Raw genomic sequence first — 13,872 nt, forward strand, 5'->3', positions numbered from 1 at the left:
GAACATTTCGTCCCGATAGTCCCGATCCCGATAGTTATCGGGATTATCGGGATCGGGAGGTATCAACTCAAATTGTTATGGCTCATTTCATAAGATATAAAGGATAACTGATTATTATATCCCGGCCCCTTTCCAGGAATTAGTAATACAAATAAAATATAATTCCGGATGTACTTCTAATTTTCGATGCTTTTTCTTACTTAAAAGGTAAAAAAGCCCCATATTTGTTAGAACATAGCCATCTTCCCAACTCACCCGCAATATTTTTAATAACTAAAATAATATACGCCATGAACTTTCGTATCCTATATTTCGTGTTTTTAGCCTTTTTGTTTTTCTCCTGCTCGGATGACGATAATGATTCTTCCGTAGACAACCCGCTCCTGAACAATTCTTATCCCCAGGAATGGAAATTATTCGAAATGACCCCCAGCCGGCAGGATTCTGTTATTAGCGGGGAAGATATGGAATGGCAGGAAACTTATGTACTGAACGACGATGACACTTTTATAAAAACCAGGATGACGGACAATGAGACCCTGACCGGTGGGGGAACATTTGTTATTGTACAGGATGGTGATCAAACAGGGGTATCCCTTACCTACACGGACAGTAACAACCCGATTATAGGGACCTGCTCCAACGATAACAAGGAATACCTGAGGATGGATGCGGAGGAAAATGTTTTGGTCAACAATATGCAGGTATGTGACGGACCGGGCCTTTTTTATAACATCTCAACGAAATAGTCTTTAAGAAAACCGGGGATCTTCCCTCTACGGAAAAATATTCATTCCGGCACCTATGAACCGATTTTCCGGGGTGCAATCCTTTTTTAATATCTGCGGATGTCATAGCCACCCGAAGGTATTGCGAATGCAGGTTTTATTATCTGACTGCTAAACACGGGCGCTTTCATATCCGAAAGGTATTGGCGTATGAGTTCTTAATCCCGGGCTTATGAGAAATAAGCAAATCCTGAAAATTTTCTTCCTTTTTAATGAAGAAAACAGAAATACCCCTGTTTAAACCTGTTATTATTCATCAAAAAAATGTATTTTAGTAGTCATAAAGACTATAAGAAAGACCAAACCATAACCTCACATAACATATAAAACCGACCTTACCATGAATAAGTTGAGCATATTCGGCATTCTTTTTATACTCCTGCAGTTCCCGGCTTTCACATCTGCACAAATCCGGCTTCCCCGTCTTATCGGCAACAATATGATCCTGCAACGGGATCATGAAATCAAGGTATGGGGATGGGCTTCGCCGGGCGAACCGGTAAAACTTACTTTCGGGGATAACACCTATAAAACGGAAGCGGATAGTAACGGAGACTGGCACATTATGCTCCCCCCACAAAAAGCCGGTGGTCCCTATGATATGTTATTTGAAGCAAGTAATCGGGTAACGGTAGAAAACATTGCGTTCGGGGATGTATGGGTCTGTTCGGGGCAATCCAATATGGAACTTCCTATGGCAAGGGTCCGCGAAAAATATGCGGAAATTGTCCGGCTGGCTGAAACTACGGATATACGGCAATTCCTGGTGCCGGATCAATATGATTTTAAAAAGGAGAATAAAGACCTGGAAGGCGGGGAATGGCTAAGTGCCACCCCGGAAAATATTCTCGACTTCTCCGCCGTGGCCTATTTTTTCGCACTGGAATTATATGAACAGTATCAGGTTCCCATAGGGCTTATCAACGCTTCCCTGGGAGGTTCGCCCGTGGAGGCCTGGATGAGTGAAGAGACCCTGAAAGAGTTTCCCTATGCTTATAAGGAACTTCAAAAATATAAAGATGATGCCCTTATTAAAAAAACAGAGGCCAAAGACAGTGCACGTGCTGCCGACTGGTACCGGACTCTGGACGCTAAAGATCCGGGACTCACCGAAAACAATGCCTGGAGCAGTCCGGAAACAAAAGACCTGGATTGGGATACCGTGGAGATCCCCGGTTACTGGAAAGAAGGTCCTATAGGGCACCATACCGGTACTGTATGGTTCCGTAAAACGGTGGATATTCCGGAAAACATGGCGGGCAAACCTGCAAGATTATCCCTGGGGCGTATTGTGGACCAGGATTATGCTTATGTAAACGGAAAACAGGTGGGGACTACGGGCTACCAGTACCCGCCGCGGAAATACGACATAGCGGCCGGTGTGCTGAAAGCGGGCAGAAATACTATAACCATCCGGGTTGTAAGTAATGCGGGAAACGGTGGCTTTGTCCCGGATAAACCGTATTATCTCGCTGTTCCCGGTGATACCATAGACCTGAAGGGAACGTGGAAATACCGGATTGGTGCAACGATGCCCCGCGCACCGGGACAAACATTCATACGCTGGAAACCGGGTGGATTATACAATAAAATGATAGCCCCCCTGTTCAATTATTCCATAAAAGGGGTAATCTGGTACCAGGGAGAATCAAACACCGGAAATCCGGAAGGATACAACCAGACCTTCCCTGCCATGATAAGAAACTGGAGAAAAGAATGGAAGCAGGGCGATTTTCCTTTCCTCTACGTACAACTGGCTAATTTTATGGAGGAAACCGATACCCCGATAGAAAGTAACTGGGCGGTATTAAGACAGGCGCAATTAAATACGTTATCCGTACCGAATACGGGAATGGCCGTTATAACCGACCTGGGCGAATGGAATGACATTCATCCTCTAAACAAAAAAGATGTCGGTAAACGCCTGGCACTGCTGGCCAGGAAAATAGCTTACGGTGAAAAGGCATTAACGGCCTCGGGACCTGTTCCCGCGAAAGCAGACTTTAAAAAGGACTATGTAATGATTACGTTCGATCATGCCGGGAGAGGTTTAACAACCCGGAATGATAAAGCACTCGAGTATTTTGCAATTTCGGCAGACGGAAAAAACTTTGTATGGGCAAAGGCCGAGATAACGGGTAAAAACACCATAAGGGTTTGGAATGATATGGTTTCTGATCCGGTAGTGGTGCGGTATGCCTGGGCTAATAATCCGGCTACGGCTAACCTGTACTCGGAAAACGGCTTACTGGCAAGTCCTTTTGAACTCAAAAAATAATATTTGCCGCATTTTACAGATTACCTAATCCGCAGGATATGAAACATGCCTTTATTCGCCCGTTCAACCGGAATGGAAATTTGCATCTGTGCCCGGGGCAATATCCCCGCAGATATGTATGCCCCCGCCTGTAAGACAATCAGCAATTATAGGAAAAAAATTATATTACAGACCAGCATGCAGTTTAGCCGTACGGCACTGGTTTAAACCCGGGACAACGGCTTTTAAGTAAAATTCATTACATTAGCAACTGATTATCTATACTTTACCTGGTATCCGGGGTTCGAAAATACTCTGCTCCGATACGTTGGTAATGTCCGGAGATGACTGACATCGGTATATCACAAAAGTGATTTTTGAGCACATTGCCGAAAAATCATTTTTACCTCAGTCCTGAAAAGGGAGTTGTCTTTATCCTATTAAAAAAATGCCCTCTATGATACTTAAAACACAACTGCCCCTTCCTGTTCTTTTCTTACTTTTATTTATGTCCGTCTTATCGGCCTGTACGGATAAAACGCCCAAAACAGATACTGAATTTCGGATTCCTGTTAAAAAATCAAATTTATATGTCCGCATGGTAGGAAATGCGGACGCACCGTTATTGATCAATCTGCATGGTGGTCCGGGCGCTTTTTCGGGATTTGACCATGAATTTAACCGTTTGTACCTGGAAGACGACTACCTGGTTGCCTACCTGGATCAACGGGGAAGTGGTAAATCAGATGTAGAAAAGGATTCTTCCATGCTGAACATGGATCAGTTCGTAGAAGACCTGGATGCGGTAGTAGACCATTTAAAAGATAAATACAATAACAGGCCGGTAAATCTCATCGGTGCTTCCTGGGGAGGTACTCTCGGGTTATTGTATATGATAAAGTACCAGGAAAAAATAAATACCTATACTTGTGTAAGCGGAAAGGCAGATGGCGTATATCCTATTCTTGCCCTCATTGAATATGAAAGAAGCCTGGCCGAGAAACTGCTGAAGGAATCGGACGATCCGGAAGCACAAGATCATTACAGGAAAATTCTCTCCAGATTGCAGGAAATAGAACAAAGTGATTTTGACCAGCTTTTTGAGGAAGTAAACCTCCTGAAACACACCTTTCCGGAAGCACTGGGCTTCAATGCCTACTGGGCCAATGAGAAAGCCAGAAAAGAAGCGGCGGCACTCGGAAAAACGTCAGGATATTATGAACGGGCCCATTATACCAAAGCGGAATTTGATACGGTCATGCAAAAATTCGAATATGTGAACCGGGTATTCCGGAATACTCCCGAATACAATCACCTGAACATTATTGGTGAAATCGGAGTAATAACCAAACCTGTCCTCGTTGTTCAAGGCGAATATGATTATGCCATAGGCTTAAAACAGGCCCACAAGATTTACGCTGCCCTTAAAAAGGTTCCGGAGGATAAAAAGGAACTGCACATTATACCGGGCGCTGCCCATAACCTTAACCTGGAAGCCGGGGAAGCTTATTTCGACATTGTAAAATCCTTTCTGGACAAATATAACTGATCCCCTTAACCGATCTGCCCCCCGTTGACTTTATTATAAATACCTACGACCCTTCCGTCGGTGAGGCTTGCCACAAAACAACTCACCCCGAGGAGGCACTGGTATTCGGACCTAAACCCGTGCAGGTATTTCTCCGGTATAAGTTGCAGTACGAGATTGTCGTAATGGGTTTCCTCTCCGAAAAACCTGTGCAAAGCAGCTTTACAAAAAACTCCGAGAAGTTTTTCTACAATGGCATAGCCTGCTATTTCTTTTTCCGTTACTTCTTCGGATTTGTATATCTTTTCGATACTCAGTTTTATAATATCATTCACCTGCGCCATATACCTGCATTTGTCCAGCAACGATGTGGAGAACTCCCCTTTTAGTATGGCTTCCTCGTTTTCTATAAACACCCGTGCGGCTTCTTCGATAAGGGTGTTGATCGCCAGGGCCCGGAGGTAGCTTATCCGGTCTTCTTTGGTTTTCAGTTCTCCGTACTTACCGGTATTGATACGGTCTTTAACCAGCTTTATCAGGTATTCCAGGGCGTATTCCTCATCTATCAGCCCCAGGTTAATGCCATCCTCAAAATCGATGATCGTATAACAGATATCATCTGCTGCTTCTACGAGAAAAGCGAGCGGATGCCGGGCATAAGACACATCTCCACCATTCCGTGTACGCCGCAGGTTGAGTTCGGAAGCTACTTCTTCAAAAAATTCCTTTTCAGACTGAAAAAAGCCGAATTTTTTATCGGCAATATGTTTCGTAGGCTTTTTAGGGAGCGATTCCTTCGGGTATTTGGTAAAGGCCCCAAGAGTGGCATAACTTAGCCTCAGCCCGCCCTGAACACCTTCCCGGCTTTCCGTAAGTATCTTAAAACCGTTGGCATTTCCTTCAAAATCAGTCAGGTCCTGGTATTCTTTGGCCGTGAGCATTGTTTTGTATTTCTTTCCTTCCCCGGTCTTGAAAAATGCTCCTATGGCTTTTTCACCACTATGCCCGAAAGGCGGGTTCCCGATGTCGTGGGCAAGGGCGGCGGCGGCCACGATAGCCCCGAAATCATTAAACCTGTATCCGTGTACTTCCTGCAGGTAAGGGTGCTTTTCCAGTATTTTTATACCTACGATCCTCCCGAGGCTACGGCCTACTACGGATACTTCCATACTGTGGGTGAGACGGGTATGTACGAAGTCGGTCTTGGACAACGGGATCACCTGCGTTTTGTCCTGTAAACTCCTGAAGGAAGAAGAAAATATGATACGGTCATAATCGACCTCAAACCCCAGACGGGTCTCTTCCTGTTCTTTACGTAATCTTTTATTTCTGTCTCCCTGTCGTCTAAGGGACAAAAGTTCTTCCCATTGCATCATATTTCTTGTGTATTTGCTCCTAATTGGTCCAGGCCTTCCCGTATTTGTTTTTCTTCATCGTATTTTTTAATGTCCACCACATAGGTCTTGGGTATGGAATCGTGCCATCCCCTGCCTTCGCTGCCCAAGAAAGAAAAAGCATCGAAGGGAATAAAACGGCAAAGGCTCCGGATAAAGACTTCATCGGGGGCCGCTTTCTTCTCGTTTTCGCTGATTACCCGTGTATTGGTAATGAACTTCCCTATGGTCCTGCCCGTCGTGCTTTCCAGAGCCATGTAATAGAGCAGGCTGACGACCACCCCGAACAAAAGTTCTTCCATGGCGGTCATATTCTCTATAAAACGAAGAAAGCCCCCCATTCCCAATGCTTCGGACAATACAAAGGCCAGCATGCCCATCAAAAATGTCAATACATAGATCACGATCCGGTCTATAACAAAGTTGGCTAAGCGTTTGCCTTTACTGGCGTATACTTTTTCGGGAAGATAGTAGTATTTTTTCTGCACAGGTCGTAATTCAGATTGTTTATGTCAGGGCAAACATATAGCAAAATTATAAATGGTTCAGGTCCCGATCAAAATTCCTGCCCTCTCACCTTCTCCCTCTCCCCTGTACATGGCTTGTCTGTTCTGTTGTTTGTATATATTCCTTAAATTTTCCGGGGCGATTATATTTGCTTCTCTGTCTGCATTTCAAAACCCCGGAGAAGCTTTCCGTAAAGCTTCTCCGGGGTTGTGTGATTATCTTCTTGTAAATTTTCCCTTTTTAAGAAACTGTTCAAGTTTTATCCCTTCGGCAAACTCAGGCATCGCCTTCGGTTCTTTTATGCTTCTTTTTCGCCAGACGAAAAATACGCTATAAACTATATTCCCGAAACAAAATTTAAACAAGTTCTAAGACCCGCACATCAGGCAATCATCGTCTTCGCTTTCGCGGGACTTGGCCAGCATTTCCTTCAGCTCTGCCGGTGTCAGGGGTTCTACGGCCACAGGTTGTTTTCCGGCTGCATTTGGTATCATGGCACCTGCTTCTGCCGGTACTTCTGCATGTTTTGGTTCCGGAGCAGCCTTTTTACTGTTGTCTAAAGTAAATTTAATGGCATCGACCGCCGATTTGGTCCTCAGATAATACATTCCTGTCTTGAGCCCGCTTTTCCAGGCATAGAAATGCATAGAAGTGAGCTTGGCAAAGTTGGCATTTTCCATAAACAGGTTCAGTGACTGCGACTGATCGATGAAGTACCCCCGTTGACGGGACATATCTATAATATCTTTCATACTGAGCTCCCATACGGTCTTATAAAGATCTTTTATCTCCTGGGGAATACCTTCTATATGCTGTATGGAGCCATTGGCACGCATCAGTTCCTGTTTCAGTTCTTCCGTCCACAAACCGAGGTTTACAAGGTCTTCCAGGAGGTGTTTGTTTACGACAATAAATTCTCCTGATAACACTCTTCTCGTATAGATATTGGATGTGTACGGCTCGAAACACTCGTTGTTGCCAAGTATCTGCGAAGTGGATGCGGTAGGCATAGGCGCAACGAGCAGGGAATTCCGTACGCCGTGTTTCATGACATCTTTACGTAATTTTGTCCAGTTCCATCTTCCGCTCAGTTCTTCGTCTTTTATGCCCCACAGATTAAACTGGAATTCTCCCTGAGAAATCGGTGAGCCTTTAAACGTTTCGTATGCTCCTTCTTCTTTGGCCATTTCCATAGACGCTGTTACCGCGGCAAAATAGATGGTTTCGAAAATCTCCTGGTTCAGGGTTTTGGCCTCATCGGAGGTAAAAGGCATTCTCAGGCGGATAAAAGTATCTGCAAGTCCCTGAACACCCAGCCCTATGGGACGGTGACGAAAATTGGAATTCTGTGCTTCTTTTACCGGGTAATAGTTTCTGTCGATCACCCTGTTAAGGTTCCGCGTAACCCTTTTGGTGACCCTGAAGAGTTCTTTATGATCAAATTCATTGCCCTTGATAAACATAGGCAATGCAATAGATGCAAGGTTACATACGGCCACTTCATCGGGAGAGGTATATTCCAGTATCTCGGTACAGAGATTGGAAGAACGGATGGTTCCGAGGTTTTTCTGGTTGGATTTACGGTTGGCCGCATCTTTATAGAGCATATAGGGTGTCCCCGTCTCTATCTGCGATTCGAGTATTTTTTCCCATAAGTCCCTTGCCTTTATGGTTTTCCTCCCTTTGCCTGCGGCTTCGTATTCTTCGTATTTTTTCTCAAACTCTTCTGCATAGCTGTCGAATAGCCCGGGGCATTCGTTAGGGCACATCAGGGTCCAGGTCCCGTTTTGTTCCACTCTTTTCATAAACAGGTCCGGTATCCACATGGCGTAGAACAGGTCCCGTGCACGCATTTCCTCTTTTCCGTGGTTCTTTTTAAGGTCGAGGAAATCCATAATATCAGCATGCCACGGCTCTACATAAATGGCAAAGCTTCCTTTTCGTTTTCCTCCTCCCTGGTCTACATAGCGGGCAGTATCATTAAATACGCGGAGCATGGGTACTATACCGTTGGAAGTACCGTTAGTGCCGGCGATATAACTCCCGGTAGCGCGGATGTTATGAATGGAAAGGCCTATTCCTCCGGCAGACTGGGATATTTTTGCGGTATGTTTCAAGGTATCGTAGATGCCGTCTATACTGTCGTCCTTCATGGCCAGCAGGAAACAGGAGGACATCTGCGGTTTTGGTGTCCCGGAATTAAAGAGGGTGGGCGTAGCGTGCGTAAAGTATTTCTTGGACATGAGTTCATATGTTTCCACAACGCTCTCCATGTCATCGAGGTGGATTCCTACGGCAACACGCATGAGCATGTGTTGCGGCCGCTCGGCTATCTTACCGTTGAGTTTCAGCAGGTACGAACGTTCGAGGGTCTTAAACCCGAAATAGTCGTACCCGAAATCCCTGTTGTATATTATGGTCGAATCTAATGTTTCGGCATTTTCCTGGATTACTTTGTAAACTTCGTCAGACAACAGCGGTGCCTTCTTCCCGGTGCGAGGGTTTACATAATTGTAGAGATCGGCCATGGTCTCGGAAAAAGACTTCCTGGTATTCTTATGCAGGTTGGAAACAGATATCCTTGCAGCCAGTTTGGCATAATCAGGATGTGTGGTGGTCATTGTGGCCGCAATTTCAGCCGCCAGGTTATCCAGTTCCGAAGTGGTCACTCCGTCGTATAATCCTTCTATGACACGCATTGCTACTTTTACGGGATCTACCAGGGTATTTAACCCGTAACACAATTTTCGAACCCGTGCTGTGATCTTGTCGAACATCACGGGCTCTTTTCTACCGTCTCTTTTAATTACATCCATACCGCTACTGTTTTTTAGTTAAATATTTTTCATAATCTGTTTGTGTTACCGTTCGTTAAAAATCGGCATCGAAGCTGATTTTCTGGGAATCGTCATCTTTATCTTTATTCAACACACCTGCTTTCTGGTATTCGGACACGCGTTTTTCAAAGAAATTGGTCTTACCCTGCAGGGATATCATATCCATAAAATCAAACGGATTGGTGGCGTTGTACACTTTTTCGCATTCCAGCTCTATCAGCAACCTGTCCGTTACAAATTCCAGGTATTGTGTCATCAGTTTCGCATTCATCCCAATGAGGCTGACCGGGAGTGATTCTGTTATAAATTCCCTTTCTATATTCAACGCATCAACGATGATTTCCCTGATACGTTCTTTCGGGACTTTATTTACCAGGTGGTTGTTATGGAGGTGCACGGCAAAATCACAGTGCATCCCTTCATCCCTGGATATCAATTCATTGGAGAAGGTAAGGCCGGGCATCAGTCCGCGTTTTTTCAACCAGAATATAGAACAGAAGGCTCCCGAGAAGAAGATGCCTTCTACTGCGGCAAAAGCAATTAGCCTTTCCGCAAAAGAATCGGATTCTATCCAGCGTAGCGCCCATTCCGCTTTTTTCTTGATCGCCGGAAAAACCTCGATAGCCTTAAACAGCTGATTTTTTTCATTTTCTTCCTTAACGTAAGTATCTATCAGCAAAGAATAGGTTTCCGAATGGATGTTTTCCATCATAATCTGGAAACCATAGAAGAATTTTGCCTCGGAATACTGCACTTCATTCACAAAGTTTTCCGCAAGATTTTCATTGACAATTCCGTCAGAAGCCGCAAAGAATGCCAGGATATGTTTTATAAAATACCTCTCATCGTCATTCAGTTTGTTATTCCAGTCATTCAGGTCCTGGTGCAGATCAATTTCTTCAGCGGTCCAGAAACAAGCCTCCTGTTTCTTATACCATTCCCAAATATCATGGTGCTGGATCGGAAAAATAACAAACCTGTCTTTGTTATCCTGTAAAATGGGCTCTGTAGTCATTGACATTTCTTCTCGTTTTTAGGAAGTTAGTATTAATTTGAATGGGGCAGGTTGGGACTAACAAAGATTGCAAAATGTCGTTAGAAATGAAAGGCTAAAGCAGTAGTTTCGAATAAAAGTTTTTAACAGTACCTGTTGAAATGTTTTCAGAACATCTCCGGACAAAAATGACGTATACCACTGAAAAACAATATTTTGACTTCAAATGCTTTTCCGGTAAAAAAATGAGGATATTCCGGAAAAATTCTTATTTTAAAGGCAATACCAAGGACCCGCCATCAAAAAATAACGCTGTAAGGACAACACAGAAATTCTGTTTTTCTGACGGTGAAGTAATACGAGATTACATCGTAAGAATGGGAATCCGAAACACAATGTCCCGCTTTTTATTTTTCCAGTCCTTCGGCGACTTCCTCCAATTCCCTGTACCAGTCTTCCCCGAATTTACGGATCAGGGCATCTTTGACGAATTTATACACAGGCACCTGCAACTCTTTTCCGAGGGTACAGGCATCATCACAAATATGCCATTTGTGGTAGTTAACGGCCGCAAACTGGGAGTATTCTTTGACCCGAACCGGATAAAGGTGACAGGAAACAGGTTTTTTCCAGGAGATTTTCTTCCGGTTGTAGGCTTCTTCTATACCACAGAGTGCCGTTCCCTTATTATCAAAGATAACATAGGCACACTCACTGCCGTGAACCAGGGGAGTTTCCCAGTCACCGTCTTCACCTTTAACGAAAGTTCCCTGCTTTTCAATAGCAGCAATACCCTCTTTACGCAAAAAGGGTTTTACTTCCGGATAAACAGCTTCAAGTATAGCGGTCTCTTCCTGATCGAGAGGTGCACCGGCATCCCCGTCAACACAGCAAGCTCCTTTGCAGGCAGACAGGTTACACACGAAGTCTTCATCCAGAATCTCTTCGGACACTATGGTCTTTCCTAATTGAAACATGCGGCAAAGATACGGACAAAAGAATGAGAAGTACGAATATTTTATTTTTTGGTCCTTTACGTTTAGCTAACATTAAGTTAGTGATGATATTACAGGGACAACCCGGATTATTTTCCTATTTTAGCACAGCTTTTTTCACAAAAGACCCGAAAGACATGAAAAAAACACTCTTCTTTTTTATCACATGCATGATAGCAACCGGCATTTCAGAGAAAGCTGTTGCCCAGAACGGACAAGGCTTTAACAGGAATAAAGTAATTGCCCACCGCGGCGCATTCAAAAAGGCCGGGCACCCGGAAAATTCACTTGCTTCCCTGAACCAGGCCATAGCGCTGGGATGCGAAGGTTCCGAATTTGATGTTTGGATGACAAAGGACGGTGTACTTGTGGTGAACCATGATGCGGACTTCATGGGGATGCAGATAGAAGAGTCCACTTATCAGGAATTACTGCAAAAACAACATGCTAACGGCGAAAAGATACCGACAGCCGAGGCCTACATCAAGGAAGGCATGAAGCAGCAGCACACCAAACTCATATTTGAAATAAAACCATCCAAAGACAAGGCCCGTGGCCAGGAACTGGCAGCAAAATCCGTTGCACTCGTACATAAACTGAAGGCACAAAAATGGATAGATTACATCAGCTTTGACTATGACATCTGCAAAAAAGTAATGGCCCTGGACCCGCAGGCCAATGTCGCCTACCTCAACGGCAACCTGTCTCCTGCCGAACTGAAAAAAGACAGTTTCTTTGGCCTGGACTACTCATTAAAAGTGATGAAGAAGCACCCCGAGTGGATACAACAGGCAAAAGAAGAAGGGCTCACGGTAAATGTCTGGACGGTAAACAAACAGGAGGACATGAAATGGTTGCTGGAACAGGATGTGGATTTCATTACTACCAATGAGCCCGAATTATTGTTCGATATCCTGAAAAAATAAAGTAAGAATTCCGTTTTTGTCAATTGCCGGCAGTCTTTATTTGCTCTGTTCCCTGAGAGCAAAAGATTCCCGATTATTTTTTAATTGCAAGTCTCTGTTTATCCGACGGATATGCTTACTTTTGCCATCATTTTTTTTAACTTACTGCTATTATGACCTTTAACTTTAAAGAAATCGTAACTGCCACGATGGTTTTATTTGCCGTGATCGACATTATCGGCAGCATTCCGATCATTATCGGACTACGGGAAAAAGTGGGGCATATTCAATCGGAAAAAGCCTCTGTTATAGCCGGAATTATCATGATCGCCTTTCTTTTTGTCGGTGAAAAGATACTCAGCCTCATCGGGATTGATGTTTATTCTTTTGCCGTGGCAGGTTCTTTTATCATTTTTTTCCTGGCCATAGAAATGATCCTTGGCATCACACTCTATAATGACGACGCCCCGGAAACGGCTTCTGTAGTCCCCCTGGCCTTTCCTCTTATAGCAGGGGCAGGGACCATGACCTCTATTTTATCGCTTCGGGCCGAATACCATGTGCAGAATATAATTGTAGCTATTATCGTTAACATTCTTTTTGTTTATATCGTTCTGAAATCATCGAAGAAAATCGAACGGATGCTGGGCAAATCCGGACTCGGGGTGATCCGCAAAATATTCGGCGTGGTACTGCTTGCCATTGCGGTAAAGTTATTTGCCAGTAATGCGACCAACCTGTTTTAACCTGTAGCCGCCGGAACGATATTATATAGCCGTCCCCTTATATCTTAATCTTTATCGATAACGGGGTTGCCGAATTCTTTGTACCTTTGTTTCCTCGATAAACACAAGCACCTATGAAATATTTTATCCTTATACTGATCCTTGCTGCCATAGGCCTTATCGCTTATAATATTACGCTGATAGACTTCAGCGCCCCTATGGAAGGGGACAGTATTGTAGCTATGATCGGTATTGTTTCGGCACTCTGCGCCATATTACTGCTTGTTATTTTTACTCTTTCCAAAAGGATACAGGACAAAATCAACAATAAGAAATAGTGTTTGATGTAATGATCATAGGCGGAGGAGCCGCCGGGATGCAATGTGCGCTTGTACTGGGATCTTCCGGGAGCACAGCCTACGGCAGGGACAAAAAAACCGGAATCATCATACACCAAAAGGCCTCGCACCTGCAAAGTGCCTTATTGAACAATGTTCTGGGCATTACACCGGGGACAACCGGGGTGGAAATCCTGAAAGAAGGAAAACGACACCTGACGGACAAATATCCCAATGTCACACAAATAGAAGGCGAAAAAGTAATGGCCGTAACAGGAGAGGCCGGAAACTTCACCGTTAAAACCAACAAAGGGGAATACAGGGCCGGGATTGTAGTAATTGCTATCGGGTATACTGATCTTTTTGATATAGAAGGATTAAACGAATACCTTATCCCGCACAGGTTATCTCCTCCCGAAAAAAACAGAAAACAACTGCAGAACACGGACCACCTGGTAAAAGAAGGTATCTACGTGGCCGGAACCCTGGCCGGGTGGCGCAGTCAGTTTGCGATAGCTGCGGGTAGTGGTGCACAGGTAGCCACGGACATCCTCACTGTCTGGAACAATGGCAAACACACCAAAGTACACGATAAGATATAACA

12 protein-coding genes are annotated in these 13,872 nt (G+C 44.3%); 7 read left to right on the forward strand and 5 right to left on the reverse strand.

Going from position 1 to position 13,872, the window contains the following annotated elements; all coding sequences use genetic code 11:
• Positions 1–290: 290 nt before the first annotated feature.
• The 3 genes from ED312_RS14035 to ED312_RS14045 all read left to right on the forward strand — a co-directional run bounded on the left by ED312_RS14035 (position 291) and on the right by ED312_RS14045 (position 4,594).
• Positions 291–749 carry a hypothetical protein gene (locus ED312_RS14035; protein WP_123216651.1) on the forward strand — a complete coding sequence of 153 codons (459 nt, stop codon included), beginning with the start codon at positions 291–293 and terminating at the stop codon, positions 747–749.
• Between the two features lie 379 nt (positions 750–1,128).
• Positions 1,129–3,066 (forward strand): sialate O-acetylesterase, encoded by a 1,938-nt coding sequence (locus tag ED312_RS14040; protein WP_123216652.1) that lies wholly within the window; start codon positions 1,129–1,131, stop codon positions 3,064–3,066.
• Between the two features lie 487 nt (positions 3,067–3,553).
• The gene (locus ED312_RS14045; protein ID WP_394342868.1) at positions 3,554–4,594 is read left to right on the forward strand and encodes an alpha/beta fold hydrolase; all 1,041 of its coding nucleotides are present in this window, start codon (positions 3,554–3,556) and stop codon (positions 4,592–4,594) included.
• 5 nt (positions 4,595–4,599) lie between these two features.
• Here ED312_RS14045 and ED312_RS14050 read toward each other — a convergent pair whose 3' ends face one another.
• From ED312_RS14050 to ED312_RS14075, 5 genes are all read right to left on the reverse strand, one after another.
• On the reverse strand, positions 4,600–5,946 hold the full coding sequence (locus ED312_RS14050) for a deoxyguanosinetriphosphate triphosphohydrolase (protein ID WP_123216724.1): 1,347 nt from the start codon (positions 5,944–5,946) through the stop codon (positions 4,600–4,602).
• Entirely contained in the window at positions 5,946–6,455 is a 510-nt protein-coding gene (locus ED312_RS14055) for an RDD family protein (protein ID WP_123216654.1), read from the reverse strand. The genes ED312_RS14050 and ED312_RS14055 overlap by 1 nt, the downstream gene beginning before the upstream one ends.
• Before the next feature lie 387 nt (positions 6,456–6,842).
• The gene (locus ED312_RS14065; RefSeq protein WP_123216656.1) at positions 6,843–9,290 is read right to left on the reverse strand and encodes a ribonucleoside-diphosphate reductase subunit alpha; all 2,448 of its coding nucleotides are present in this window, start codon (positions 9,288–9,290) and stop codon (positions 6,843–6,845) included.
• 55 nt (positions 9,291–9,345) lie between these two features.
• Positions 9,346–10,332, reverse strand: a complete 987-nt coding sequence (locus ED312_RS14070; protein ID WP_123216657.1) for a ribonucleotide-diphosphate reductase subunit beta — start codon at positions 10,330–10,332, stop codon at positions 9,346–9,348.
• A gap of 380 nt (positions 10,333–10,712) precedes the next feature.
• Entirely contained in the window at positions 10,713–11,282 is a 570-nt protein-coding gene (locus tag ED312_RS14075) for a DUF3109 family protein (protein WP_123216658.1), read from the reverse strand.
• Between the two features lie 155 nt (positions 11,283–11,437).
• Between ED312_RS14075 and ED312_RS14080 the strand changes: the two genes are divergently transcribed.
• The 4 genes from ED312_RS14080 (at position 11,438) to ED312_RS14095 (ending at position 13,870) form a co-directional block, all read left to right on the forward strand.
• Positions 11,438–12,226, forward strand: coding sequence for a glycerophosphodiester phosphodiesterase (locus ED312_RS14080; protein WP_240643111.1), 789 nt, complete (start codon positions 11,438–11,440; stop codon positions 12,224–12,226).
• 152 nt (positions 12,227–12,378) lie between these two features.
• Complete coding sequence (locus ED312_RS14085; RefSeq protein WP_123216659.1) at positions 12,379–12,951, forward strand: MarC family protein; 573 nt, start codon at positions 12,379–12,381, stop codon at positions 12,949–12,951.
• 113 nt (positions 12,952–13,064) lie between these two features.
• A complete protein-coding gene (locus ED312_RS14090; RefSeq protein WP_123216660.1) occupies positions 13,065–13,268 on the forward strand; it encodes a hypothetical protein in 204 nt (67 codons plus the stop codon).
• Positions 13,268–13,870: an FAD-dependent oxidoreductase gene (locus tag ED312_RS14095; protein ID WP_123216661.1), complete on the forward strand. Its 603-nt coding sequence runs from the start codon at positions 13,268–13,270 to the stop codon at positions 13,868–13,870. Before ED312_RS14090 ends, ED312_RS14095 begins: the two co-directional genes overlap by 1 nt.
• Positions 13,871–13,872: the final 2 nt, after the last annotated feature.

The organism is Sinomicrobium pectinilyticum, from assembly GCF_003725735.1.
GTDB classification, from domain to species: Bacteria; Bacteroidota; Bacteroidia; order Flavobacteriales; family Flavobacteriaceae; genus Sinomicrobium; species Sinomicrobium pectinilyticum.

Coding starts and splice junctions, on each gene's coding strand:
- ED312_RS14035 (WP_123216651.1), top strand. CDS start 291: ATGAACTTTCGTATCCTATATTTCGTGTTTTTAGCCTTTTTGTTTTTC.
- ED312_RS14040 (WP_123216652.1), top strand. CDS start 1,129: ATGAATAAGTTGAGCATATTCGGCATTCTTTTTATACTCCTGCAGTTC.
- ED312_RS14045 (WP_394342868.1), top strand. CDS start 3,554: ATGTCCGTCTTATCGGCCTGTACGGATAAAACGCCCAAAACAGATACT.
- ED312_RS14050 (WP_123216724.1), bottom strand. CDS start 5,946: ATGCAATGGGAAGAACTTTTGTCCCTTAGACGACAGGGAGACAGAAAT.
- ED312_RS14065 (WP_123216656.1), bottom strand. CDS start 9,290: ATGGATGTAATTAAAAGAGACGGTAGAAAAGAGCCCGTGATGTTCGAC.
- ED312_RS14070 (WP_123216657.1), bottom strand. CDS start 10,332: ATGTCAATGACTACAGAGCCCATTTTACAGGATAACAAAGACAGGTTT.
- ED312_RS14075 (WP_123216658.1), bottom strand. CDS start 11,282: ATGTTTCAATTAGGAAAGACCATAGTGTCCGAAGAGATTCTGGATGAA.
- ED312_RS14080 (WP_240643111.1), top strand. CDS start 11,438: ATGAAAAAAACACTCTTCTTTTTTATCACATGCATGATAGCAACCGGC.
- ED312_RS14085 (WP_123216659.1), top strand. CDS start 12,379: ATGACCTTTAACTTTAAAGAAATCGTAACTGCCACGATGGTTTTATTT.
- ED312_RS14090 (WP_123216660.1), top strand. CDS start 13,065: ATGAAATATTTTATCCTTATACTGATCCTTGCTGCCATAGGCCTTATC.